Source organism: Paenibacillus sp., assembly GCF_048976745.1.
Classification (GTDB): domain Bacteria; phylum Bacillota; class Bacilli; order Paenibacillales; family Paenibacillaceae; genus Paenibacillus.
The window spans coordinates 176,714-200,000 of sequence record NZ_JBHGUU010000006.1; the positions used below are offsets into that span (position 1 = coordinate 176,714).

At 46.9% G+C, this 23,287-nt stretch carries 21 protein-coding genes; 15 read left to right on the forward strand and 6 right to left on the reverse strand.

The genetic code is table 11. The features are described 5' to 3' along the window. The first annotated feature begins 364 nt into the window (after positions 1-364). The 5 genes from argS to ACE3K2_RS07625 all read left to right on the forward strand — a co-directional run bounded on the left by argS (position 365) and on the right by ACE3K2_RS07625 (position 5,131). A complete protein-coding gene (gene argS, locus ACE3K2_RS07605) occupies positions 365-2,095 on the forward strand; it encodes an arginine--tRNA ligase (protein WP_421888639.1) in 1,731 nt (576 codons plus the stop codon). 6 nt (positions 2,096-2,101) lie between these two features. Continuing rightward, the gene (locus tag ACE3K2_RS07610) at positions 2,102-3,157 is read left to right on the forward strand and encodes an ATP-binding cassette domain-containing protein (protein ID WP_421888641.1); all 1,056 of its coding nucleotides are present in this window, start codon (positions 2,102-2,104) and stop codon (positions 3,155-3,157) included. After that, a complete protein-coding gene (locus tag ACE3K2_RS07615; protein WP_421888643.1) occupies positions 3,154-3,864 on the forward strand; it encodes a hypothetical protein in 711 nt (236 codons plus the stop codon). The genes ACE3K2_RS07610 and ACE3K2_RS07615 overlap by 4 nt, the downstream gene beginning before the upstream one ends. 62 nt (positions 3,865-3,926) lie before the next feature. Further along, positions 3,927-4,508 carry a hypothetical protein gene (locus ACE3K2_RS07620; RefSeq protein ID WP_421888645.1) on the forward strand — a complete coding sequence of 194 codons (582 nt, stop codon included), beginning with the start codon at positions 3,927-3,929 and terminating at the stop codon, positions 4,506-4,508. Continuing rightward, positions 4,505-5,131 (forward strand): YdcF family protein, encoded by a 627-nt coding sequence (locus ACE3K2_RS07625; protein ID WP_421888647.1) that lies wholly within the window; start codon positions 4,505-4,507, stop codon positions 5,129-5,131. The genes ACE3K2_RS07620 and ACE3K2_RS07625 overlap by 4 nt, the downstream gene beginning before the upstream one ends. 146 nt (positions 5,132-5,277) lie before the next feature. On the opposite strand, the gene ACE3K2_RS07630 is transcribed toward ACE3K2_RS07625, so the two are convergent. Further along, complete coding sequence (locus ACE3K2_RS07630; protein WP_421888649.1) at positions 5,278-7,368, reverse strand: ABC transporter ATP-binding protein; 2,091 nt, start codon at positions 7,366-7,368, stop codon at positions 5,278-5,280. Between the two features lie 12 nt (positions 7,369-7,380). Then, positions 7,381-9,126: an ABC transporter ATP-binding protein gene (locus ACE3K2_RS07635; RefSeq protein ID WP_421888651.1), complete on the reverse strand. Its 1,746-nt coding sequence runs from the start codon at positions 9,124-9,126 to the stop codon at positions 7,381-7,383. Positions 9,127-9,611: 485 nt separating this feature from the next. On the opposite strand from ACE3K2_RS07635, the gene ACE3K2_RS07640 reads away from it, so the two are divergent. After that, positions 9,612-9,908, forward strand: coding sequence for a HesB/YadR/YfhF family protein (locus ACE3K2_RS07640; protein ID WP_017689086.1), 297 nt, complete (start codon positions 9,612-9,614; stop codon positions 9,906-9,908). A gap of 74 nt (positions 9,909-9,982) precedes the next feature. Further along, positions 9,983-10,432, forward strand: coding sequence for an NUDIX domain-containing protein (locus tag ACE3K2_RS07645; protein ID WP_421888653.1), 450 nt, complete (start codon positions 9,983-9,985; stop codon positions 10,430-10,432). A gap of 117 nt (positions 10,433-10,549) precedes the next feature. On the opposite strand, the gene ACE3K2_RS07650 is transcribed toward ACE3K2_RS07645, so the two are convergent. The 3 genes from ACE3K2_RS07650 to ACE3K2_RS07660 form a co-directional block, all read right to left on the reverse strand. Next, positions 10,550-11,062 (reverse strand): hypothetical protein, encoded by a 513-nt coding sequence (locus tag ACE3K2_RS07650; RefSeq protein WP_036609214.1) that lies wholly within the window; start codon positions 11,060-11,062, stop codon positions 10,550-10,552. A 141-nt stretch (positions 11,063-11,203) separates the two neighbouring features. Further along, on the reverse strand, positions 11,204-11,647 hold the full coding sequence (locus tag ACE3K2_RS07655) for a DUF441 domain-containing protein (RefSeq protein WP_017689083.1): 444 nt from the start codon (positions 11,645-11,647) through the stop codon (positions 11,204-11,206). A gap of 5 nt (positions 11,648-11,652) precedes the next feature. Next, positions 11,653-12,651 (reverse strand): YpdA family putative bacillithiol disulfide reductase, encoded by a 999-nt coding sequence (locus tag ACE3K2_RS07660; protein ID WP_421888655.1) that lies wholly within the window; start codon positions 12,649-12,651, stop codon positions 11,653-11,655. A 178-nt stretch (positions 12,652-12,829) separates the two neighbouring features. Here ACE3K2_RS07660 and ACE3K2_RS07665 point away from each other — a divergent pair, with 178 nt between their 5' ends. The 6 genes from ACE3K2_RS07665 to ACE3K2_RS07690 all read left to right on the forward strand — a co-directional run bounded on the left by ACE3K2_RS07665 (position 12,830) and on the right by ACE3K2_RS07690 (position 18,114). Beyond that, the gene (locus tag ACE3K2_RS07665; RefSeq protein WP_421891053.1) at positions 12,830-13,423 is read left to right on the forward strand and encodes a metalloregulator ArsR/SmtB family transcription factor; all 594 of its coding nucleotides are present in this window, start codon (positions 12,830-12,832) and stop codon (positions 13,421-13,423) included. A 533-nt stretch (positions 13,424-13,956) separates the two neighbouring features. Beyond that, complete coding sequence (gene rsgA / locus ACE3K2_RS07670; protein ID WP_421891055.1) at positions 13,957-14,982, forward strand: ribosome small subunit-dependent GTPase A; 1,026 nt, start codon at positions 13,957-13,959, stop codon at positions 14,980-14,982. 56 nt (positions 14,983-15,038) lie between these two features. Then, positions 15,039-15,377: a L,D-transpeptidase gene (locus tag ACE3K2_RS07675; RefSeq protein WP_062833875.1), complete on the forward strand. Its 339-nt coding sequence runs from the start codon at positions 15,039-15,041 to the stop codon at positions 15,375-15,377. Positions 15,378-15,532: 155 nt separating this feature from the next. Beyond that, on the forward strand, positions 15,533-16,072 hold the full coding sequence (locus ACE3K2_RS07680; RefSeq protein WP_421888657.1) for a GNAT family N-acetyltransferase: 540 nt from the start codon (positions 15,533-15,535) through the stop codon (positions 16,070-16,072). A gap of 169 nt (positions 16,073-16,241) precedes the next feature. Beyond that, entirely contained in the window at positions 16,242-17,717 is a 1,476-nt protein-coding gene (locus ACE3K2_RS07685; protein ID WP_421888659.1) for an aldehyde dehydrogenase family protein, read from the forward strand. A 244-nt stretch (positions 17,718-17,961) separates the two neighbouring features. Continuing rightward, on the forward strand, positions 17,962-18,114 hold the full coding sequence (locus ACE3K2_RS07690; RefSeq protein WP_164783094.1) for a hypothetical protein: 153 nt from the start codon (positions 17,962-17,964) through the stop codon (positions 18,112-18,114). Positions 18,115-18,232: 118 nt separating this feature from the next. On the opposite strand, the gene ACE3K2_RS07695 is transcribed toward ACE3K2_RS07690, so the two are convergent. After that, the gene (locus ACE3K2_RS07695) at positions 18,233-18,472 is read right to left on the reverse strand and encodes a hypothetical protein (RefSeq protein ID WP_074094612.1); all 240 of its coding nucleotides are present in this window, start codon (positions 18,470-18,472) and stop codon (positions 18,233-18,235) included. A 422-nt stretch (positions 18,473-18,894) separates the two neighbouring features. On the opposite strand from ACE3K2_RS07695, the gene ACE3K2_RS07700 reads away from it, so the two are divergent. Next, positions 18,895-19,215, forward strand: a complete 321-nt coding sequence (locus ACE3K2_RS07700; RefSeq protein ID WP_421888662.1) for a hypothetical protein — start codon at positions 18,895-18,897, stop codon at positions 19,213-19,215. A 52-nt stretch (positions 19,216-19,267) separates the two neighbouring features. Continuing rightward, positions 19,268-23,272, forward strand: coding sequence for a type VII secretion protein EssC (gene essC, locus ACE3K2_RS07705; RefSeq protein ID WP_421888664.1), 4,005 nt, complete (start codon positions 19,268-19,270; stop codon positions 23,270-23,272). Positions 23,273-23,287: the final 15 nt, after the last annotated feature.

A 23,287-nucleotide genomic window follows, 5' to 3' on the forward strand; every position in this document is an offset into this window, starting at 1 on the left:
TGAAACGAAGAATATCCATGATCGGGAGAGTAGCCAGATCCATACATGACAGCGAGCCGGGAGAGGTGGAAGCCGGTATGACATGACCTGAGTGAACCGCACCCGTGAGATGGTTATCCGAAAAGATGTACGTATCCCGATTGGGGATAGGCCATATCTGTCTGAGGGTAACCCGGCTTGCGACCGTTATACGCATTGAGCGGAACAGGTTCTACGGGTATGCATGCTGATGCATATGAAGTGCAACTGTTCACCTAGAGTGGTACCGCGGGAACTGTTAAGTCAGCTCTCGTCTCTTATGTAGAGACGAGAGCTTTTTTGTGTTTATTTTCAGCCAATAATGAATGGATAAGGAGTGTTCAATATGTTGATGAAGCAGGCTGCGGCCGATATTGCCCCTTTAACGGGATTGAATGAAGAAGAGGTTCTAAGATTACTCGAAATTCCACCTCAGGCGGAGATGGGGGATGCAGCATTCCCTTGTTTTGCATTGGCGAAGCCATTAAAAAAAGCACCGGCAGTCATTGCGACTGAACTCGCAACTGGATTGCAGGCCTCTGGAATTGAAGCGACTCCCGCCGGGCCATATGTAAATATCCGTTTCAATCGGGAGAAGATCGCGCCCAATCTGTTAAAGGAACTGGGGAATGCTGCATTTGGTAAGCTTCAGCTTGGTCAAGGTTCGCGTGTTGTGATTGATATGTCTTCCCCTAACATCGCAAAACCCTTCGGAATTGGACATTTGCGTTCTACTGTAATCGGTGCAGCACTGTATCGGTTGTATAACGAAGCGGGTTATACCTCTGTAAGTGTGAATCATCTGGGAGACTGGGGCACTCAGTTTGGCAAGCAGATCGCAGCGTACAAACGGTGGGGCAATGATGAAGCTTTGCAGGAAGACCCGATCCGTACGTCTCTGGAACTGTATGTGCGCTTTCACGATGAGGCGGAGAGCGATCCTTCTCTGGAGATTGAGGCACGGGACTGGTTCCGCAAGCTGGAGCAAGGGGATGAAGAAGCACAGCGGTTATGGGCGTTCTTTGTGGAAGTGAGCATGCAGGAATTCAATCGGATGTATGAACGTCTGAATGTACAGTTCGACCATACGCTGGGAGAGAGCTTTTACAATGACAAGATGGGTGCGGTGGTTGAAGAACTCCAGGCGAAAGGTTTGCTTGAAGAGAGTGATGGAGCACTCGTGGTACGTCTGGAGGACGAGAACATGCCCCCGTGCCTGATTATCAAAAAAGACGGAACGACAATTTATCCCACACGGGATTTGGCTACAGCGGTTTATCGTCATGAGGTGATGAAGGCAGATCGGTTGTTGTACGTGGTCGGAGGCGAGCAGAAGTTACATTTCCGGCAGGTATTTGCGGTCCTATCCCGCATGGGGCATGAATGGTCTGCGAAGTGTGAACATATCCCGTTTGGATTGATGCGTTTTGAGGGACGGAAAATGTCCACACGCCGCGGTAAAGTCGTCTTCTTGCAGGAGGTGTTGGATGAGGCAGTCGCTCGTGCCTTGCAGATTATTCAGGAGAAAAACCCGAATCTGGAGAACCCTCAGAAGGTAGCCGAGGCTGTAGGGGTAGGTGCCATTATCTTCGGTGATCTGCGTAATAATCGGTTAAACGATGTGGACTTCTCACTGGAAGATGCGGTGAGTTTTGAAGGAGAGACCGGACCTTATGTGCAATATACCCATGCCCGGATTCAAAGTGTGCTTGCCAAGGCAGAAGAGGCAATCCGCGTGGAAAATGAAACCCATCTGACCAACCCCAGCCTTGCAGATGGTGAGAATGAAACAGTGAGCACTTCATTCTTGATCGGAGATACCTCTTGGGCGTTGCTGAAACTGCTTGGTGAATATCCTGAGTATCTGGCAAAAGCAATTCATCGGAATGAGCCTTCGGTCATTGCCAAATATACAATAGATGTAGCTCAAACGTTCAACCGCTTCTATCACGCCGAACGGATTGCGGATGCGTCATCTGATGTAAGGTCCTTCCGGGTGGCATTGGCCAAGCGTACTGCTGAACGACTCTCGCATAGTCTGTATTTGCTTGGTGTGCAGGCTCCAGAACGGATGTGACGCCAAGTGATATGGAGTAAACGTGGACTTTCCAACAATTCTGATCAAGTTGCACCAGACTCATCAGATGGAGGTATATTGCTTCAACAAGTGAGCAAACAATTAGGTAACACTCAGGTATTGAATCAAATTAATCTGGAAGTGAAGCAAGGAGAATGTGCTGTGTTTGTTGGCCGAAACGGCTCAGGCAAAAGTACATTGTTACGTATACTGGCGGGTATTTTGTTACCTGATACAGGGTCGATTCAGCGTACATTGAAGGATTCTGAGAAGTATGCAGTAGATGGCCTGCCGCGTGTACCTTTCACCTCAAGAGAGTACTTGTGGGACATGGGGCGGATTCGGGGCATTCGCCCCGAAATACTGCGTGAGCGGATTAGAGAACTTAGTGAACTTTTATATCTGGATACCGCGATCGATCAGAAGTTATCTCTATTGTCAAAGGGCACACTGCAAAAAGTGAATTTGATTCAGGCCCTGTTACCTGGACCGGGTGGTCTTTTGTTGCTGGATGAACCGTTATCCGGTTTGGATATTCCAGCTCAGGAGGCAGTTGTATCCTTATTGGGGCAATGGAAGGATGAAGGGACATCCATCGTTACAGCTTGTCATGAACCTTTGCTTATTGAACGTTTGGCAGACCAGGTGATTGTGTTGAAAAAAGGCCGTGTGCTCCGCTACTGGAGTCGTGAGGATATACTACAAACCGGTGAACCAGTTGTACGTATTCAAAGTCTGACGAAAGCTGGTGAGGATCTAGCTAACGATCCATCCAGTGTACAACAACCGGGAGTACTGTCTTTAGTTCGTAATACGAGCTTGGGGAACGCAAAATCTTGGGTGTGGGATTGGAAAGTGGTTCAAAAATCAACAGATGATGTCCTCAGAATGATCCTGGCATCTGAAGGTTCGGTTGTGTCTGTACAACAGGAAGAAAGTCAATTACATATGGAAAGTCTGCTGGAAGGACAACATCCAGCTGCACATGCGAGTCTTGGAGGTGTCACAGAATCTGTGGACTTAAGCTCTTCCATGGATGATGCGGGGGGAGAAGCCGAATGATCTATCTGACCGGATATTTGTTAAGGCATCACATTCGCTCACAGAAATATTTTGCACCCGTTATCTTGTATATCATCACCATGCTGCTGATCTATTCCTACAAACCCAACCCAATAGCGGACAGTTACAGTGTCACGGCTATGTTGTTATTTCTGGCAGCAGCTTGGCATGGAGTCATGGTGATGAATACCGAACCTGCGAAGCAGGTTCAATTACTCGTCCTTCATGCAGGGAGCAGGCGTAAGGTTGTAATAAGTCAACTCATCTGTGCCTGGACAATGCAATTCATTCTCACCGCAATCACTGTGCTGTATCCCGTGTTCGCTGGAATGTTCGAAAGACAACCGACAGGTGAGGAATGGATGATGACCTGGTTAGGACATCTGGGATTATCGTTGCTGGGATTGGGCATCAGTGTATTCTTTCAAAAATCGTACATTCCCATGCTTAGTCGCAGTATGCCTGCCCTCATTATTGTATTATTACTTTCATTTATCCAAGGTTCCTTAAGTGAACGTTTGCCTGAATCGTTAGATTGGCTTGGGCGTATTCTTCCACCAGCCTTTTATCTGGTTCGTGAGATGATGTTATTTGATGAATCAAAGATGGACTCGTTTGTTTCGGTTATGCTTTGGACTGTGCTCTACGCAATGGGGTTACTGATTATCCATGTGTGGCTGTCCGGTAGAAGAGATCTGCGGGGTTAGAAGACGCGCTTCCTGATAACTTGAATGTTGCTCTTGGTTTGGTTAGGATAGAGGGACATGGAATGGATACCATTGTACGGTTGAAGGAGGCGCTCGCAATGCAAAATACAGATATCCAGAATGGTGACATGCTGGACAGCGAACACTCCAGGGAATTGTTTGCCTATTACGGATTGGCAGTTTACTACGGGCAGGCGCTTGAACAGCAGCTGGTCAATCTGATTTTATTAATGAAAATGTCTCAGGGCAAGGCTGTGTCTGAAGAAGATCTGGAAGATCTGTACGAACGAAAAATGAGTAGTTCACTGGGGCAGCTCATTCACGAAGTGCGCCATCATTTTACATTCTCTGAGGAAGAGACTCGCCAATTGAATGAATTATGGCAGCAACGTAACCGTATCGTACATCATTATTTCAAGGAACGCATTCATGAGACATTCAGTCCGGAAGGACGTTCACGCATGATTAAGGAATTGGAGGATTTCAAAGACCGTGCACAGGAGTTGGAGATTCGTCTTCAGCAATATACGGGTGCCTGGATTGCAGAGCTTGGTCTGGATGCCGAATCCGCAGCAGCTCTGCAAACGCTGGAGCGTATGCATACCGAGAGTATGCAAGCAAGGGCTTTGGAAGAGGATGAATGACAAGCAGAAGGATAACGAAACGCTGGATATTAATTATGGCTCTGACTGTAGTATTTGTTGGAATCCTATGGACCGTGGTTACGGCAGTACGAATATCTTCATATACGAATGAGGATTCATCGAGGGTATCGGATGCAGCAATCATTCTGGGTGCAGCCGTGGAGGGAGATAACCCCTCACCTGTATTTCGTGAACGTATCGAACACGGGATTGAATTATATCGCCAGGGTACGGTTCGGAATTTGCTTTTCACAGGTGGATCAAGTGGTGAAGGAGAACATACGGAAGCTGAAGTTGGTCAGAAGTATGCCATCACACATGGAGTAGATCCTGCGAACATTCGCATAGAGACCACATCCAGAATCACCGAGGAGAATCTGGTCAATTCAATTCCAATCGGTGAACAGGCCGGTTATGAAACGTATACGATTGTGAGTGATCCTTTGCATATGAAACGAGCCATGAAGCTGGCTGCTGGACTGGGTATGGATGCTGTACCTTCTCCGACACGAACAACAGCTTATCGAACCTGGCGCAGCAAGTTTCCTTTTCTCGCAAGGGAGACCATGATGTACATGGGGTATACGATCAAAGGATGGATAGACAATCCGCAGCAGCCGTGAGGTTGTGCGCGGATTGTTTTTTGTCTGGGCGAAATAAACAGTAACAGAACAAAGTCCAGATAAAAATAAAAAAACTGATCTACACCGCGAACCCCTAAGGTAGCCGTGTAGATCGGTTTTTGTGTTGCCTGTTGAGCGCATATATATTATGCATTTCCTCCTGCAAATGAGGCTGATGTTTGAACAGTCTTGCCCGACGGATTCTCCGCAGTTACGATCGATGCTGCTTGCGTACCTTGCTGAAGCTGATACATCTTATAATAGCGGCCTTTAAGCTCCATCAGTTCATCATGTGAACCCTGCTCAACGATACGCCCACGATGCAGAACCAGAATCTGATCTGCCGAACGAATGGTGGAGAGACGGTGAGCAATGATGAAGGTGGTACGTCCTTTTTTGAGGACTTCAAGTGCGTTCTGAATGAGTGCTTCCGTTTCCGTATCAATATTGGCAGTTGCTTCATCCAGAATGAGGATGGCCGGATCAAACGCCAGTGCCCGAGCAAAGGAGATCAACTGACGTTGTCCAGCAGACAATGTGCTTCCTTTTTCGATAACAGGTTCGTCAAAGCCTTGAGGCAAATGAGCCAGTATACGTTCAGCACCTACATCACGCAGCGCCTGTTCAATTCGTTCACGGGAGATCTTCTCATCGCCGAGACTGACATTGGAAGCAATGGTGCCTGTGAACAGATACGGGTCCTGCAATACAATCCCCATATGCTCGCGAATCCACTGTTTAGGCAGATCCTTGACGTTCTGACCATCGATTGTGATCTTGCCTTTTTGCGGATCATAGAACCGGAACAGCAGATTGATGATTGAGCTCTTACCCGAACCGGTGTGACCGACCAGAGCCACCGTCTGACCTTGTGATGCTTTGAACGAGATATTGTTAAGCACGAAGTCCTTTTTATAGGCAAAGGATACATCGTCGAAGACAACATTCCCCTTGTATCTTGGCATGGAGCCATCGGTTACGGCTTCTCCCTTTTCATCCATCAGCTCAAAGACGCGACCAGCGGATACGAGGGAGGAGTCCAGGTTGGCGAGCTGATTCACCATTCCGGTAATTGGCTGGAACAAGCGGCCCAGGACATCAACGAAGGCATACAGAACACCCAGGGAGATAATACTTGTGCCATCCAACACGCTGGAACCGAAGTACCACAGGACCACCGCAAAGGCGATATTCCGCAATACGTTAACCAGGTTGTGTGAGGTGAAGGCATTCAGGTTGAGCATTTTGTTCTGGTGTTTCATATAGTCATCATTCAGATCCTCGAATTCCTGTTTGGTTTGTTTCTGATGGCGGAATACGCGGATAATGGACATCCCCTGAATGGACTCGTTAATGATTGCATTGATCTCACTCAGTCGTGACCGAATGATCGTGTTGTAACGAGTGGCGAATTTACGATAGAGCACAATCCATGTAATGAGCATCGGTACCACGAATAATGAGATCAGACCCAGACGAACATCAAGCAGGAAGAGTGCAACATACACACCTGTAATCGTGATGATCCCTGAGAAAAAGTTCGAGAGAACAGCAACGAACAGATCCTTGACGGCCTCTGTATCGTTCGTGACCCGGGATACAACCTTACCTGCGGGCAGGTTATCAAAAAAGTGCACCGGCAGTCGCTGGATGTGGGCATAAACATCGTTACGCAGTCGTTGAATGACCTTGTTGGCCGAGGACTGCAGCCAGAATGTTTTACCAAACTCCATAATGACCGAAATCACGAGGAAGATCATGTAATACACAATTAATTGATAGATGCTGGGCATCTCCGGTTTGTAAAAAGCAAACAGTTCACCAGCGGACAGGGGTGCTGCCGCATATTGGCCCGTCACTTCACCTGCGCGTGTAACCGTGAGGGTTCCATCCGCATATGTGCGGTCCCCGTCAGGTGCATTGACCGGTTCGTTTACAAAATAAAAACTCTTGCCGGCTTGTAATACCCGCACTTCGGAACCTTTTTTTTCATCCGGTTCGAACAAGCCTTCGCGTTTATAGTTCTTACCATTGTAGACTGCGGCTTCATCTGAAGCTGTTGTCTCATAGAACGGTTGCTCAATCGCGAGCAAGTGATTGTCGATCATGGATTTGGCGATGAACGGCCCGGCAAGCTCGGCCGCAACACCAATGGTAAGCATAATTAATGCGGCGATAAATGTTCCTTTGGCTTTCAAGGCGTAATCAAGCAGCCTTTTGCCTGTATTAGACTTCAATGAATTGACCTCCTACGTGGACAGATTGGACTCGACCTGTTGCCGTTCATACTGTTCACGGTACCAGCCGTTCATGGCTAACAATTCCTGGTGAGTGCCTTCTTCCGTAATTTTTCCGTGCTCCAGAACGATGATTCGGTCAGCATGTTCAATAGCAGACAGGCGATGAGTCGAGATCAGCGTGGTTTTACCCGAGCGTTTGTTGCGAATATTTTCAATGATTTTGGCTTCGGTACGTGCATCGACAGCAGACAAGGCATCATCGAGGATCAGAATGTCAGGATTAGCAATAAAGGCACGCGCCAGCGATACCCGCTGTTTCTGTCCACCGGACAACGAGATTCCTTTTTCACCAACGAGTGTATCCAGTCCATCGGACAAGGTTCCCAGATCCCCGTCAAAAGCGGCGGTACGAATGGCCTCCATGATGACTTCATCACTGGCTCCAGGTTTACCGAATTGAATGTTTTGACGAACGGATTTGGAGAACAGAACCTGTTCCTGTGGTACGTACCCGATCCAGCTGTGCAAGTCATCTTTGGCGATCTCCTGAATCGGATGACCCGAGATGCTTAATGTGCCCGAACCGGCAGGGTATTCATGAAGCAGTTGTTTGAGCAGAGTAGACTTACCACTACCCGTACGACCCACAACACCCAATGTTTGGCCCCGTCGCAGCGAGAAGCTGATATGACTGAGATTGTCAACTGTGGAGCTGGGATAACGGAAAGTAACGTCCTGCATCGCAATTTCTTCCGGATTCGTAACATGAGTTGGTTGCTCCACATCCTGTACAGCGGGCTCTACCGATAAAGTCTCATTGACCCGATCAAGGGAAGCGCTACCGCGCTGCATCAGGTTAATCAACTCACCGATGGCGAACATGGGCCAGATCATCATCCCCAGGTACATATTGAACGATACGAGATCCCCCAAAGTAATTTCATTATGAAATACAAGATATATGCCGTAGGCAAGTGCAATCACATAACTGAGTCCAACGAAGAGTCGGATCGTCGGTTCGAACAGGGCATCCATTCTGGCAACAGCCAGGTTTTTGCGATACACATCTTCGGTTACGTCGGCGAACCGTTTCTCGTCCAGACGTTCCTGCACATAGGCACGCACAACACGAATCCCTGCAATGGATTCCAGCACTTGGTCATTCATATCTCCGAATGCATCCTGTGCGAGGGTATAACGTTGATGTACAGCTTTACCATAGATCATCATGGCAATGGCGATAAAAGGCAAAGGCAGGATTGCCGCCAAGGTCAGTTTCCAACTAACCAGGAAACCCATGGCGAACAATACGGTGGCCAGAAAGGCTGTAGAGTCTGTTAAGGTCAACATGCCGAAGCCTGCTGTAGTGGCAATGGAACGAAGATCATTGGTGGCCCGAGCCATCAGATCTCCCGTTCTGTTTTTCTCAAAAAAAGGAGGAGTCATCCGTAACAAGTGGTCCATAAAGCGTGAACGGAGCAGCCGTTCCACCAGATTGGCACCTCCAAACAGTTTGTGCATCCAAACGTATGTAACCAGATAGATAATGATGACCGTTCCCAGAATAAGCAAGATATAACGGGTAAGTGAGGTGCCGGTAATGGAACCGCGCACAATCTCATCTATGGCATTGCCAAGAAGACGAGGGGGCAGCAGTTCGGCAATGCCCACCAGAATAAGCAAGATGACACCGGTTAGGTATCGTTTGCGTTCCAGCCGGAAGAACCAGGCCAGGTTTTTAAGTACAGAGAACAAGTGTTATCCCTTCCTTTCGATGTCCGAGAAATGCAGATTCCGTTCATGTATGCCGAAATGTACCCACAAAAAAAGACATACCGCACGCAGGCGGTATGTCTTCATATAATCATACGGCAGCATGGCTCCGAGAACAGAGCCGTCACCATATATAAGTTCGATTGTGAGTAAACATCACAGAGGTTCTAATGAAAGAACGCCTTGTCATGCCGACTTATGAACGGAATAATGATTTCGGGTGTGCTCCGGTATTTAATTGTGTGCTGAATTGACCTATCATATGTTTGTTAAACACCGTAATCACCCTTTCTTTTTTGGAAATAAATACAATGTAGACCTCGTATGTTTGCATCTTAACACCAGCTTTTACAATCTGTCAAACATTTTTCACAACTTAATTTGTCTTCATATGCTCTCCCGGGTTTGTATTCAAGTCCCTGTCGAGATATGATGGAACATATATATACAGAAGGAGCTGACACCGAATGAGTACCATACATGTATCCGATCAAGCTGCTCGCTGGTACAAGGAAGAACTGAATTTGAACGAGGGAGACAGCATTCGATTTTTTGCCCGTTATAGCTCTGGCGGAGGTCTTCATCCTGGATTTTCGCTCGGCATTGCTGTGGAGAAACCAAGACATCCTGCGGATCAGACCGAAGTGTCGGGGATTCAATTCTTTATGGAAGATCATGATTATTGGTATCTGAAAGGGCACCAACTGCATGTCGATATCGTTGATGAAGGTCAGGATATCGAATATCGTTATACCGAAATCTAATTCTTGAAGTATCTCTAGGTAATAGGTGAATTACAGGTCGCCACCGGCTTCCGAGTAGGAGGAGGGGATAAGCAGTGAATCTGCCACCACGAGATTTGGCCCAGTATATCGCAAAACGCTCTCATATTGTTGTTAAAGCAGCGGTGCGGGCTGAGAACGAACAAGGTGAATTACTGCTGATTCAGCATGCCGGGCACGGTCATTGGCGGCTGCCAGCCGGTGAGATGCGCCCGGGGGAGGCCATTGAAGATGCTGCACATCGGGAGTTATGGGAAGAGACAGGTTGGACTGCTGGTACCATGACTCTGGAAGGGCTGTATTCGGGGCCTGATCTTCGGTATCTGCATTCCAGCGGAGATGAAGAGTATTACGTCATTGCCTTGTTCCATACACTGATCATTCAGAATGACCTTGTAGAATCGCGTGTAAATAGTGATGCGGGTCTGAAGTTTTTTGCCATGGAGTCGTTACCACCTCTGAATGAGATTAGCCGAATCCTGTTAGCGCGGGATATTACAGAATAACGCGGAATAATGCGGAATAAAATAAGTGCTGACGCAAAAAAATGACCTTGGCATCCACGATAAAGTGGGTACTGAGGTCATTTTTGTATTCGGGATTTTCACGCACTCCATGATGAATTACACCTGATCCAGCGGTTCATCATCCATCGCAAAATCAAAATCATCAATATCAAATACCTGTACAGGTGATTCGGACTCAATGATACGTGCGATCAGTTCAACCTGATCGGTAAGAATCGGGATACTTAGACGCTGGGATGTCAGCAGCAGTTCGGTCTCAATGGGATCGAAATACTCCCCGTACTGTGCCGTATCTATTGCATTGATAATGGCAATGGATACTTGGTCACCAAATAAAATGGAGGGGCTTTTGGCCCATGGAACAAGTAACGCACGTTCTATTTTTTTCTTATTCAGTGGTTCCTCGAAATAAGAAATCATTTCATTGATTTTGGATTTCACATGTTGATCATCTGCCGGGTTATCCATCATGGGATCAGGACTGGTCTGGAATTCATATAGCTCAAGGATGGTGGTATAAGGAACAATATATTCAACAGGCGCGGGCGGCGCTAGCAATTGACCGTAAATGGCCACCATCACGGCTTCTGTAATAAACTGACGTGACATGGTTCCTTAATCCTCCTGCGCCATTAATAGTTGCAAAGTGAACTCGTGTACATCATTTGCCTGAATAGAAGTATATCACACAACGGTGGGAAATACAGCCAATCTGCAGAGCATGTCAGGACACGACCCTCACCACTCGAATCAGGATTTGCCCAGTAGCAATGATAAAATACCTGCTGCAATCAATGGTCCCACAGGTACACCCTTGAACAAGGCAACCCCAAGTACCGTTCCGATCAACAGTCCTGCAACGATAGTTGGCTGTGTCCCCATCAGCGTAGCGCCACGTCCTCCTAGATATGCCACCAGTAATCCTACACCAATGGCGAGCAGTGACTTCCAGTGCAGGAAAGACTCCCCGATCGTCTGCAGACTCATCTTGCCACTGGCAAGAGGTGCCATCACGCCAATAGTCAGAATGATGATACCCAGAGTGAGTCCGTATTTTTCAAGCCATGGAAATGCCTGATTCAGGTTCAGGACTCGTAGTAACAACAGAAATACCATCGCTACGGTCACAGGTGTGTTGCTGCTGATAATCCCGAGAGCCGCAAATACAAGCAACAGCAGGGAGGTCATATCCATGGTTTTCATTTCCCTTCAGTCTGTCCACGTTGTCTGCTAACGATATGTTCCGCAATGTACCGTCCATGCCAGCGTCCGGATTCAATAAAGACTTCATTGGCATTACGCCCCGAAGCGATGACTCCGCCCACATATACACCAGGTACGCTGCTTTCCATCGTTTGTGCGTCATATAGAGGTTTATCCATATCATCAGACATCTCCACACCTACCGAGGTGAGTAGTTGACGATCCGGACGGAAACCGGTCATTGCCAGAACAAAGTCATTATCCAGTTCACGAGTGGAACCATCCGTGTGTATTATACGAATCGAATCATCCAGTATTTCATTCACGCGTGATTCTAGGTGCAGGGTGATACGCCCTTTTGTCACCATGCTCTCGAATAACGGACGTACCCATGGTTTAATATGCTGGGACAGACCACTGCCGCGATAAACCATATCAATATGTGCTCCGACCCGAACCAGTTCCATGGCCGCGTCAACGGCTGAGTTGCTTCCGCCAATAATGGCGACACGTGTACGGGTATAAGGGTGGGCTTCCCGGAAGTAGTGAGTTACTTTATCTTTATCTTCTCCAGGGATGCCCAGATAGTTAGGATGGTCAAAATAACCGGTAGCTACAACGACATTACGTCCAACATGTACGATGGCCTCCCCGCGGCGATTGAGCGTATGTACCTCAAACGTGCCATCATCCTTGCGTTTAATTTCACGGGCTTCCTCATAGTTATGAACACGCAGACCAAAATGTTCGGCTACCCTGCGATAATAGGCAAGTGCTTCATAACGAAAAGGTTTATCATTAGGTGTGCTGAACGGAACGTTTCCGATCTCAAGCAGCTCGGCTGTGCTGAAAAACTGCATATGGGTTGGATACAGATAAATAGATTGAACGATATTGTATTTCTCAACGATCACAGCGGACAGTCCCAGCCGCTCACATTCAATGGCAGCAGATAGACCGCATGGGCCTCCGCCGATAATAATGACATCTTCCATGTTCTTAATCCTCCTTATTTCAAGCAATATAATCCTACCGTAAATAACGAGCCAATGCCAGTTCAAGCGTGAGTTTAACTCAGACAAGCTTAATTGAATCCAAAGGAGTTGACGTGGAGAGAAGAAAAGAATAATATCAAATTAGATATTTATCTAATCGAAAGTGAGATGAACGATGATGCAGCTGGAGAAAATTGTGGCTTATCATAAAGCGTTGGCTGACCCGACCCGGCTTCGCATGCTGCTGTTGCTGGCACAGGGTGAACTGCACGGACAGGCACTTGCCGAGCGGTTGAATCTGTCACAGCCAACCGTGACACATCATGCATCCAAGCTGAGAGAGGCGGCGCTGATTAAGGAGCGACGGGAGAAAAATACAGTGTATTTCACACTGAATCCTTCGTTTATCCGTGAGAATGCACAGGCCTCGGTTGATTTTATCTTTAAGCGAGAGGAGGTTACAGATATGAGTGATGTGAACGAAACATTGAAAGCGTCGGTCATGAGAAATTTTTTCTCCAAAGATGGACGACTGCGTCAGATACCGGCTCAATACAAGAAAAAACTGATTGTACTTGGTCATCTGGTCGAGCAGCTTGAATTCGGTCGGAAGTACACGGAGAAAGAGATTAATACATTTATACAGCAGTATCATGAGGATTTTGCGACCATTCGACGGGAGTTTATCATGCATCAGTTCATGTACCGTGAAGAGGAGATCTATGAACTGAATCCGAAGGAAATGTGGACGCGCTGGGATCAGGTCAAATAGATTTCATTGGTAAATTATTTAATTTGGGCTTGACAACTACAGAACGAAGTGTGTAACATATGGATAATTCTACAAGGGAGGCGATTGTTTATGACAAACTTAAATGCAGTATACGTTAATTTGAATATGAACAGCGTCTCCGGAACGGATCAAAGCATGTAATTTTGCGTTAGTTGGATAGCAGTATCCATTTTAACGTGAAGTATCACATGCTCAGATGAAGCCACGGGTGACGCACCCGTGGCTTTTTTGTTTGCCGATAAAAGGGTGTTCCTGAATTGTTTATAGCGGATGGCTATGTATGCTATCCGGTATATCTACGAGAAGGGATGATCTTCGATTCGGCTAACTGCTTATTGCCGCGGGTGTATTTCTACTCGTGGTTTTTTGTTTTGATCTGAACCGGAGATGATTGTTCACTTGGCTTGAATGAAGTAAACAAACTTATTTTGGGAGGAATTTTTATTTTAGATAATCATATTGAGAAGTACGGCTGGTCTGCAAAGTGGCAGAAACTGTGGCAAGAGACAGGAATGGGAGAGCAGGAGAAAAAGCCAGCCAGGATTGTCGCAGACCATGGACATCTGCAACGTTTGGTTACAGAAGAGGGTGAATGCTGGGGAAGAATATCGGGCCGAATGCGTCATGATAGTCTGGATACCAGCTTGGTACCAGCGGTTGGAGATTGGGTGGCGATTACAGGTCAGGCAGGTGAAGAAGCGATTATTCACAATCTGGTGCCACGTCAGAGCAGGGTATCGAGACAGGCGGCAGGTCCGGTGACCAAGGAACAATTAATCGCCGCAAACGTAGATACACTGTTAATCGTGGCTGCACTTAATCATGATTTCAACCTTAGACGACTCGAAAGATACGTGATGATGGCTTGGAATGGTGGCGTAAGGCCAGTCATTGTCTTGAGCAAAAGTGATCTGTGCAACAATGTGGAAGAACAGATCCGAAGTGTAGAAGGAATCGCTCCTGGTGTTGAAGTGCTTGCGATATCTGCAGTGGAGGGTCACGGCAAATCGTTACTGGAACGATATTTGCAACCAGGGTTGACTGTTGCGCTTACAGGATCTTCTGGCAGTGGCAAGTCTACCCTGGTGAACTGGATGATGGGTGAGGATGTGCAGCTTACACAATCCGTCCGCGAGGGAGACAGCCGTGGGAGACATACGACAACACACCGGGAGATGTTTGTACTTCCACAGGGAGCCGTATTGATCGATACGCCAGGAATGCGGGAGCTTAATCTCTGGGATGAAGGCAATGACGGGCTGTCGCATGCGTTTGGAGAAATTGAAGAGCTTGCAGTCACGTGCAGATTTCTGGATTGCAGTCATACACGGGAAGCTGGATGCGCAGTGAAAGAGGCCATACAGGATGGTTCATTGGATGAGAAAAGACTGAATAATTATCTGAAAATGCAGAAGGAATTGCAATATCAGCAACGCAAGGAAGAAGTGGCATCCAGAAGGCGTACCGCCTCCAGCAAACCGGCCAATAGTCGTAAACCCAAGCACTCCCGTAGTGTGAAAGAGTGGGAGGAAGCCTGAAATCAGGCGGGCATCATCCGGCACCTTGCATAAGATAGGTCAGGAGGGATGTCATTATGCCAGATTACAGGATTATTGTAGATCTGTCTGACCACATGTTATATCTTCTGGATGGCAATCAGGTGATCAAGGGTTATCCTGTGGCAACCGGAAAGATGCTCACACAGACTCCTAGCGGGGAGTTTACTATTATTAACAAACAATCTAATCCAGGTGGGCCATTTGGTGTGTTGTGGATGGGACTATCTGCACCCCATTATGGCATACATGGAACCAATGAGCCTTGGTCTATTGGCAAATCCGTCTCGCATGGTTGTATACGCATGTACAACTCGGATGTACTGGATCTGTCTTCCAAGGTATCTGTAGGTACGAGAGTGACAATCCGGCCGTAGGGCCGGATTTTACTTTAGAAGAGGTAGTTCAAAAAGTCTACTTTTGATTACGAATCATGCCTAGCGGCATCAGGACTATCAATTTGGAAATTAAGAAAGAAGAACATATAATATGGTAAAACTATGGAAGTTACGAGAGAAAGCGAGTGATAGCTATGCTGATCAGGCCGGCGCGTGAAGGGGATGCGCAAGGTATAGCCCATGTACATACAGAGAGTTGGAAAACAACGTATCGGGGAATTGTGCCCGACGATTTTTTGGATCATTTGACTATAGAATCAAGATTGTCTCAGTGGGAGAAGACCATTCGTTCTGGCGAAAAGGATCAGATTCTGGTGGTAGCTGAACAAGATGATGGGAACATTATCGGATTTGCTTGTGGGGGTAAGGAGCGTGAAGGCAAATTACCTTATGATGGAGAGTTGTACGCTATATATTTGCTGAAGGAAGTGCAACAAATAGGGATAGGTCAGCAATTGGCGACACATGTTGTTAATCATCTGCAAATCCAAAATATGAAACGTTTGATCATATGGGCTTTGGAGCGTAATTCAGCATGTCGCTTCTATGAAAAGATGGGAGGCACACCCGTCCAGACACAGTCCATTCGCATTGGTGGTCAAGATCTGATCGAAGTTGGCTACGGATGGGAAGACTTAAACCTCTTTGGAGAGAAGAGCCTGCCCGATTGTTGAAAGACGTTCAGATGGCGACAGAATACTGTGGGGTGCATTTTTTCCGTAAGCTTAAAGAATGGAAGAGCTGATTCAGGGCTGTACGTTTGCGTAAATCTGAACAAGGTTAATGATGTATTACACCGTTGTGCAGGTGTGACATCTAATCTTGATCAGGAGGCGTATTTACATGACTTTAATGGACACCGAACATACAACATGGACGAAACAATATATTAATGGCCAATGGGTAGATGGCTCCGGTGAGAAAACAATGGAGAATATCAACCCTTATACGGGAGAAGTTTTTTCCACATGGCGCTCTTCCAATAAAAAAGATATAGATAAGGCTTATGAGTCAGCTCAGAAAAATTCGATGGAATGGGCGAAGTCATTACCTGCTGCGAAAGAAGAGGTACTGCGTAAAGTTTCATCCCTGATGGCAGAGCGAAAAGAGGAGATCATTCAACTCTTGATCACGGAATCCGGGAGTACCCGAATCAAATCGGAGGCGGAGTTTGCAGCGGCCCAACGTATTGTGGATGAAGCAGCATCTTTTCCTTATCGCATGAAGGGTGAGATCATCCCGTCCAATACCCCTGGGAAAGAGAACCGTGTGGTTCGTGAGCCGAAGGGAGTAATTGGTGTTATCGGGCCGTGGAACTTCCCTTTGCATCTATGCCTTCGATCTGTAGCTCCAGCGATTGCTCTTGGTAATGGTGTAGTGATTAAACCAGCATCAGACACTCCAATTACGGCAGGCTGGCTCATTGCCGATTTGTTTGAACAAGCGGGTCTGCCTGAGGGTGTGCTGAATGTCGTTGCCGGAAGTGGCAGCGAGATCGGGGATTACTTTGTTGCTCATCCGGTTCCCAAAGTGATTTCATTTACCGGTTCCACAGAAGTTGGACAGGGGATTGGTAAACTGGCGGGTGAACATTTAAAAGAAACGGCACTGGAACTAGGCGGCAACAACGCCATGGTTGTGCTGGAAGATGCGGACATTGAACGTGCTGCCGAAGCCGCGGTTTTTGGCAAGTTTCTGCATCAGGGACAGATATGCATGGCTTTGAATCGGTTCATTGTGCATGCCGATATCTACGACCAATTCGTCGATTCATTTGTTAACAAAACGAAAAATGTCCAGGCAGGTGATCCAACGGATGCCAAAACACTCGTGGGTCCTCTCATTCGGGAAAAAGAGGTAACACGATTGCTGGAGCTTGTGAACAAAGCCAAGGACGAAGGCGCACGGTTATTGCTCGGGGGGACCAGTAAAGGCAGTTTACTGTCTCCTACTGTACTTGCTGATGTTAAACCTGAACAAGATATCGTACAGCAGGAATTATTTGGCCCCGTGGCAGTGATCATGAAGGCTCAAGATGAACAGGAAGCTGTACGTTTGGCGAATGATACTCCTTATGGACTTAGCGGGTCCGTATTCACCCAAGATCTGAATAGAGGATATGAGGTTGCCCAGCGCATTGAATCTGGTATGGTGCATGTAAATGATCAGTCTGTGAACGATGAAGCGCATGTGATGTTTGGCGGTGAAAAAGCTTCAGGGATTGGACGTTTCGGTGGGGATTGGGCTATTGAGAAGTTTACACGCACTCGCTGGATCAGCATTCAGCACCAATATCGGGAATATCCGGGAGTGAAATAAGTCGAAAAAGGTTGAAGTGGCAGAGATATTTATGAATGATTAGAATGGGTGCAAAAAGATCGACAAATCATGCGAAAGTCCGTATCCAGCTTGGTGGAACGGGCTTTTTGCACAATTTTACACCGCAGCAAAATACGGCTTAATATAAGAACGGAAAAGCTGTTTGGGGCTGACGCTATCTGGTTATTTATGGATACACGGAAGAATCGATCCGTAAATCCAATGGCAAAGGGGCTTGTCATTCATGTCCATTGACCGCTTTATTCTGAGGAAACTGAATACCTGTCAGGAAGAACATACACGTGCCAATTTGGTTCGGCTGTTTGTCATTCGTATTCGTAAAGCCGAGATTGCGGAAGAACATGATGCCGCCTATGTCCTTAGCAAACTGCACTGATGGATGATCATGATTGCGATTGGTTGTTCATGTGCATACAACTCAAAAAAGGAAGCTTGTCTTTAGCGACAGCTTCCTTTTTCATGTCTTGTAATGAATGTGGTTTGAGTGACTCCTTTTAATATAACGATAAAGCAAGGGAGTCGTTTTCACTTCGACTGTGGAGAATGGCCTCTCCATTTACAATTTCAATACTAATTAAAGAATGCAGACATTTTTGAATGGCGCGTTTACCGTTGCTAATCTTATGCTCCAGAGCACTGCTAAGCAATCTTAATGTCTTCTGCATAGGTTGTTTGTTTTCTTGATTAAAATATACAGGGATTGATTTGTTTTGAAAGGTTATTAGGGTTCTCACTTGAAATCACCTCACGGTTGTTATTTCATACAGGTAATATTAAATACCAATGCTTAAAATTACCTTAAAATCAGCTTATGAAAACATAAAGGTGGGTAATGTTTGAAAAGTGTTCACAATTCAATTGTGGGCGAAGGAATAAAAGTCCTGAAAAATGAAACTTAATTTCCATTTAAATGGAACAAAAAATAAAAAGTTTCGTATCCTCGCAATATTTAAATGCATAACTGCCACGAAAGTTCTGAGTCGAATGTACGATATTTTAATATATACGTGGGTCATATGTAACAAAATTACAGGTGGTACATTGCAAACAGGGTGTTTATGTAAGAAAATAGGGTTGATATACCGATTCATTCTCTTTTTTTTGATTTAATCTGACAGTAGGACAATTTACATATGAGACCATGGGAGGGATTCGGATGATTCTAACCGTGTATTCCGGCCGCGAGGAAGGTGAATGGTTCGACATCGATGTTCCGGATGAATGTACCATTGTACATTTAAAGACATTACTCGGCGTTCGCATTTTTGGACAGGCACCGGGAGACGGCATTCAGTACATCCTTGAAGCCAAGTTTCCGGAAGGTCTGTGGTTCTCTCCGCAGAACGCACAGCAGTTGATGGAAACAGGGCTGCGACAAGGCAGTTGCGTACGTGTCCAGCGGGCTTTTTCAACGACTTCGGAAGATGCGCCTGTATATGGAAGACGTTCATTGTTTCAACAGGACAGCAACGAATAGGGCTTTTGAACGTATACATTCTATTGAACGAACTAAAGGAGGTCTTCTCTTCGTGAATGTGTTATATCAGCGTTCTCCAAGAATGACACCGGTTCTCAAGGAAGAAGGACTCGAAATACTCAGGCCTCCAACAGAACCGAGCAAACCCACGTTTTCCATGATATCCATTATTGTGCCGATCATGATGACCATGGTCAGCATTGGTTTCTACGTATATATCAATATGACCGGCAAAATGGGCAACAGCAGTTATATGATGTTTCAGATGATGACGGTCATGATGATGCTTACTTCTTACACCATTCCATTCTTCGTGTATCTGAGCAACAAGAAATCATATCGCAAAAAATTGGAAGAACGAAAAACAATGTATCTTGCCCAACTGGACAAACACCGGGAAGAACTGAAAGAAGCTCAGGCGGAGCAAGTGAAGAGCCTGTACGAAATCCATGGTGATCCGGGTGTGTGTCTTCAAGTGGTGAAGAACCGGAACAGTTCCTTGTGGGAGCGTTCACCAGAGGATGATGATTTCCTTCAGGTGCGCATTGGTACCGGAGAGATTCCATTCCGAATCAAACTACAGGTCCCGCGGATTGATGGTTACGAGAAGGATGAGCTGATTGAAGCGGCCCATGAACTTGCGGCTGAATTCCAGACGGTACCGGATGCTTCCATTACATTGCCATTGTTCCAATCGAAGGTTATGGGACTTGTCGGTGATCGGGAGGAAGTGCTTGCTTCCCTGCGAGTCATCATCTCACAACTGACGGTACGCCATTCCCCGGATGAACTGAAGCTTGCTGCTTTTTATGAAGAAAAGGACAGCAAGGAATGGGATTGGCTTCGTTGGATGCCCCATATCTGGGATGAAGACCAGGGACAACGCTATATGGCCGACAGGCACAGCGGTGCGCATCAATTGGCGGACAGCTTGTTTTCCGTGTTGAACCGGCGCCGTAACAATAAGGAAGACCGCTACAAGAAAAGCATACAAACGCCGTGTTACGTTGTGATTCTCTCCGATACGCAATTGATCGAAGAAGAACCGTTACTTCCACTGCTACTGGAGTCGGCTCAGGACATCGATGTATGCACCATCATACTGGCTAATCGCAAGGAGTCTCTACCGATGCATTGTCAGTTGATTATGGATGCCTCCAAAGGCAAAGGCGTGTATATCAAAAAAACGGAAGATGCGGATGTTATTCAACAAACGTACAAGCCTGATGTGATCACGAAGGAAATGGCAGAGGCGCTTTCCCGTTATATGTCACCGATCCGCTTAAAGCGGTCATCTGCTTCAGATATCCCGCAAGTACTTCCGTTATTCGATATGCTGAGCACGTCACGCGTGGAAGATCTGGATGTGGTGTCCAGATGGGGACAGACAAGGTATCCTGACACACTGCCCGTGCCAATGGGTGTACGAGCTGGCGGCAAAAAAATAGCGATAAACCTTCATGACAAAATTGAACGTCAGGGTCATGGCCCCCATGGTCTGATTGCAGGTACAACCGGGTCAGGCAAAAGTGAAGTCATCCAGTCCATCGTAGCTTCACTGGCTGCTGAATTCCATCCCCATGATTTGGCCTTCATGCTGATTGACTACAAAGGTGGCGGGATGTCCAATACATTTGTTGATCTTCCTCATGTGGTGGGGACGATCACCAATCTGGATGGAAATCTGATCGAGCGGGCGAATATCTCACTTCGTGCCGAACTGGTCAGAAGGCAAAAAATATTAAATGATGCGGGAAACCTCCAGCATATTGATGAATATTACAAGATTCTGCGCTCCAGACATGAACAGCCACTTCCACATCTGGTTATTATCATTGACGAGTTTGCTCAATTGAAGCGAGATCAGCCGGAGTTTATGGATGAATTGATCAGTATCGCGGCCATTGGCCGGACACTTGGGGTTCATCTAATTCTGGCAACCCAAAAGCCAGCTGGTGTTGTGGACGATAAAATATGGAGTAATTCGCGTTTCCGGATTTGCCTTCGCGTACAGAGTGAGGGAGATAGCAGGGACATGATCAAGATTCCAAATGCTGCCTGGATTACGAAGCCTGGTCGCGGATATTTCCAGGTTGGTAGTGATGAAGTGTTTGAAGAAATGCAATTTGCCTGGAGTGGTGCACCTTATAACCAGCAGGAGGATTCAACGACGGTATTACCTGTTATGGAAGTGCGTCTGAACGGTAAGCGGGAGCCCCTGTTAACGGGAGAGCGCAGAGCTGTTCTTAAAGGCGAAGATGTTCCGAAACAGCTTCAGGTATTTATTGATTATGTTGCGCAGTCTGCAGCGGATGCGGGTATCCGTCGTTTGCCAGGACCATGGTTGCCACCTCTACCAGAGACATTGGAATGGGAAGGTCTTCAGGAATGGCAGGAAGAAGAGAATCGTGATCTGCTGCTTGATGGCGGGGCCAGTGGTCTGAAACCACTGGTTGGTTTGCTGGATGATCTCCCTAATCAGCGCCAACAACCGCTCGCATTGCCTGTGGATCAAGGGCATCTGGTCGTTTACGGCATGCCGGGACTGGGAAAAACAACATTTGTTCAGACCTTGCTCATGTCTCTGGCCCGTTCCCACAGAACTGAGCCATGGCATGGTTACATTATCGATATGGGGCGCATGATGAAGGACTTTGCAGCACTACCTCAGATCGGTGGCGTGATGATGGCTGAAGAGGAAGACCGAATCAAACGGTTATTCCGCTATATCCTCAAGCTGTCAGCGCAACGTAAGGATATCATCTCGGAGGCGGGGGTCAAAACGATTTCGGCTTACCGTCGGACAGCTCACGCGGCTGTCCCGCAGGTTGTGGTCGTTATCGATGGTTATCTTTCATTCCGCAATGCCTATCCAGAAGAAAATGAACTTCTGGAGACGATCCTGCGTGAAGGCGGAAGTCTGGGTATCACCTTTGTGCTTACTGCCAATCGGGTAACAGATGTATTTGAAAAATTCAGAAGCAATATTCCCAATGCGGTTTCATTTGAGTTATCCGATCCAAGTGATTATTATTATGCCGTGGGAAGACCTTCCAAGGCGCCAAGCCAACTTCCGCCAGGAAGAGGTCTGGTCAAAGGGCAGGTGCCTCCGTTGATGTTCCAGGTGGCATTACCTTCTTCCGGGGCAGATGAGGGCAAGCGTTCATCGGCATTGCGTCGTACGATCGCTGAGATTCGCCAAGGCTGGACAGGGGAAGAAGCGCCGCAGATTGCTCCGCTTCCGGAAGAGATCAAGCTTAAGGATCTGCTCATTCGGACAGGATCATATGGTCAGGCTTGGGATACCTCATCTGTAACTGTCCCTGTGGGACTGCTTACGGACGATCTGGAGCCATTCCAGCTTAATCTGCTAGAAGGTCCGCATTTCATGGTAACGAGTCCGATGGAAGGCGGCAAAACGACATTTTTGTTGACATGGATGTTATCACTGGCTTATCATGCTTCTCCGGAAGATGTACAAATATATACAGTAGATATGCGTTATGGCTCAGGTGGGCTGGGGGAAATCAGCAGTTTGCCCCATATCCGTGGACATGTATCTCGAGAAGAACAGCTTGCACCTGTGATTCAACAGTTGTACGATGAAGTTCTGAAAAGAGGCGAGATTTCCGGTGGACCGGAACTTGTGCTTGTCATCGATGATGCGGACACCTTGTCCAAGCAACTAAACGATTTTAATGTAAAAGATCAATTGGGAGCGATTGTTCGTCAAGGAAGGGATCGTGGTGTACACGTGATTCTATCCGGGGTTCCGGCAGACTTCCCGACCTTTGGTTCTGACTGGGTAACAGATGTGAAGGCTTCCCAGAGCGGAATGCTGTTCGGGACTTTAGACCCTAACGACCTCTCGTTCTTCCGTATACCTTATTCGGAATCCGGAGGTAGTTCAGGTGGGCTAAAGGTACTGCCTCCGGGTCAAGGTTATTATGTAAAACGTAAATATTCCAGGGTTAAAGGTGCAGTTCCATGTGATGACAGCTGGAAAATGACCGATTGGATTTCTGAAATTCGTGACCGATGGCATGTTGTAGTTTGAGGGGAGGTGGCTCAT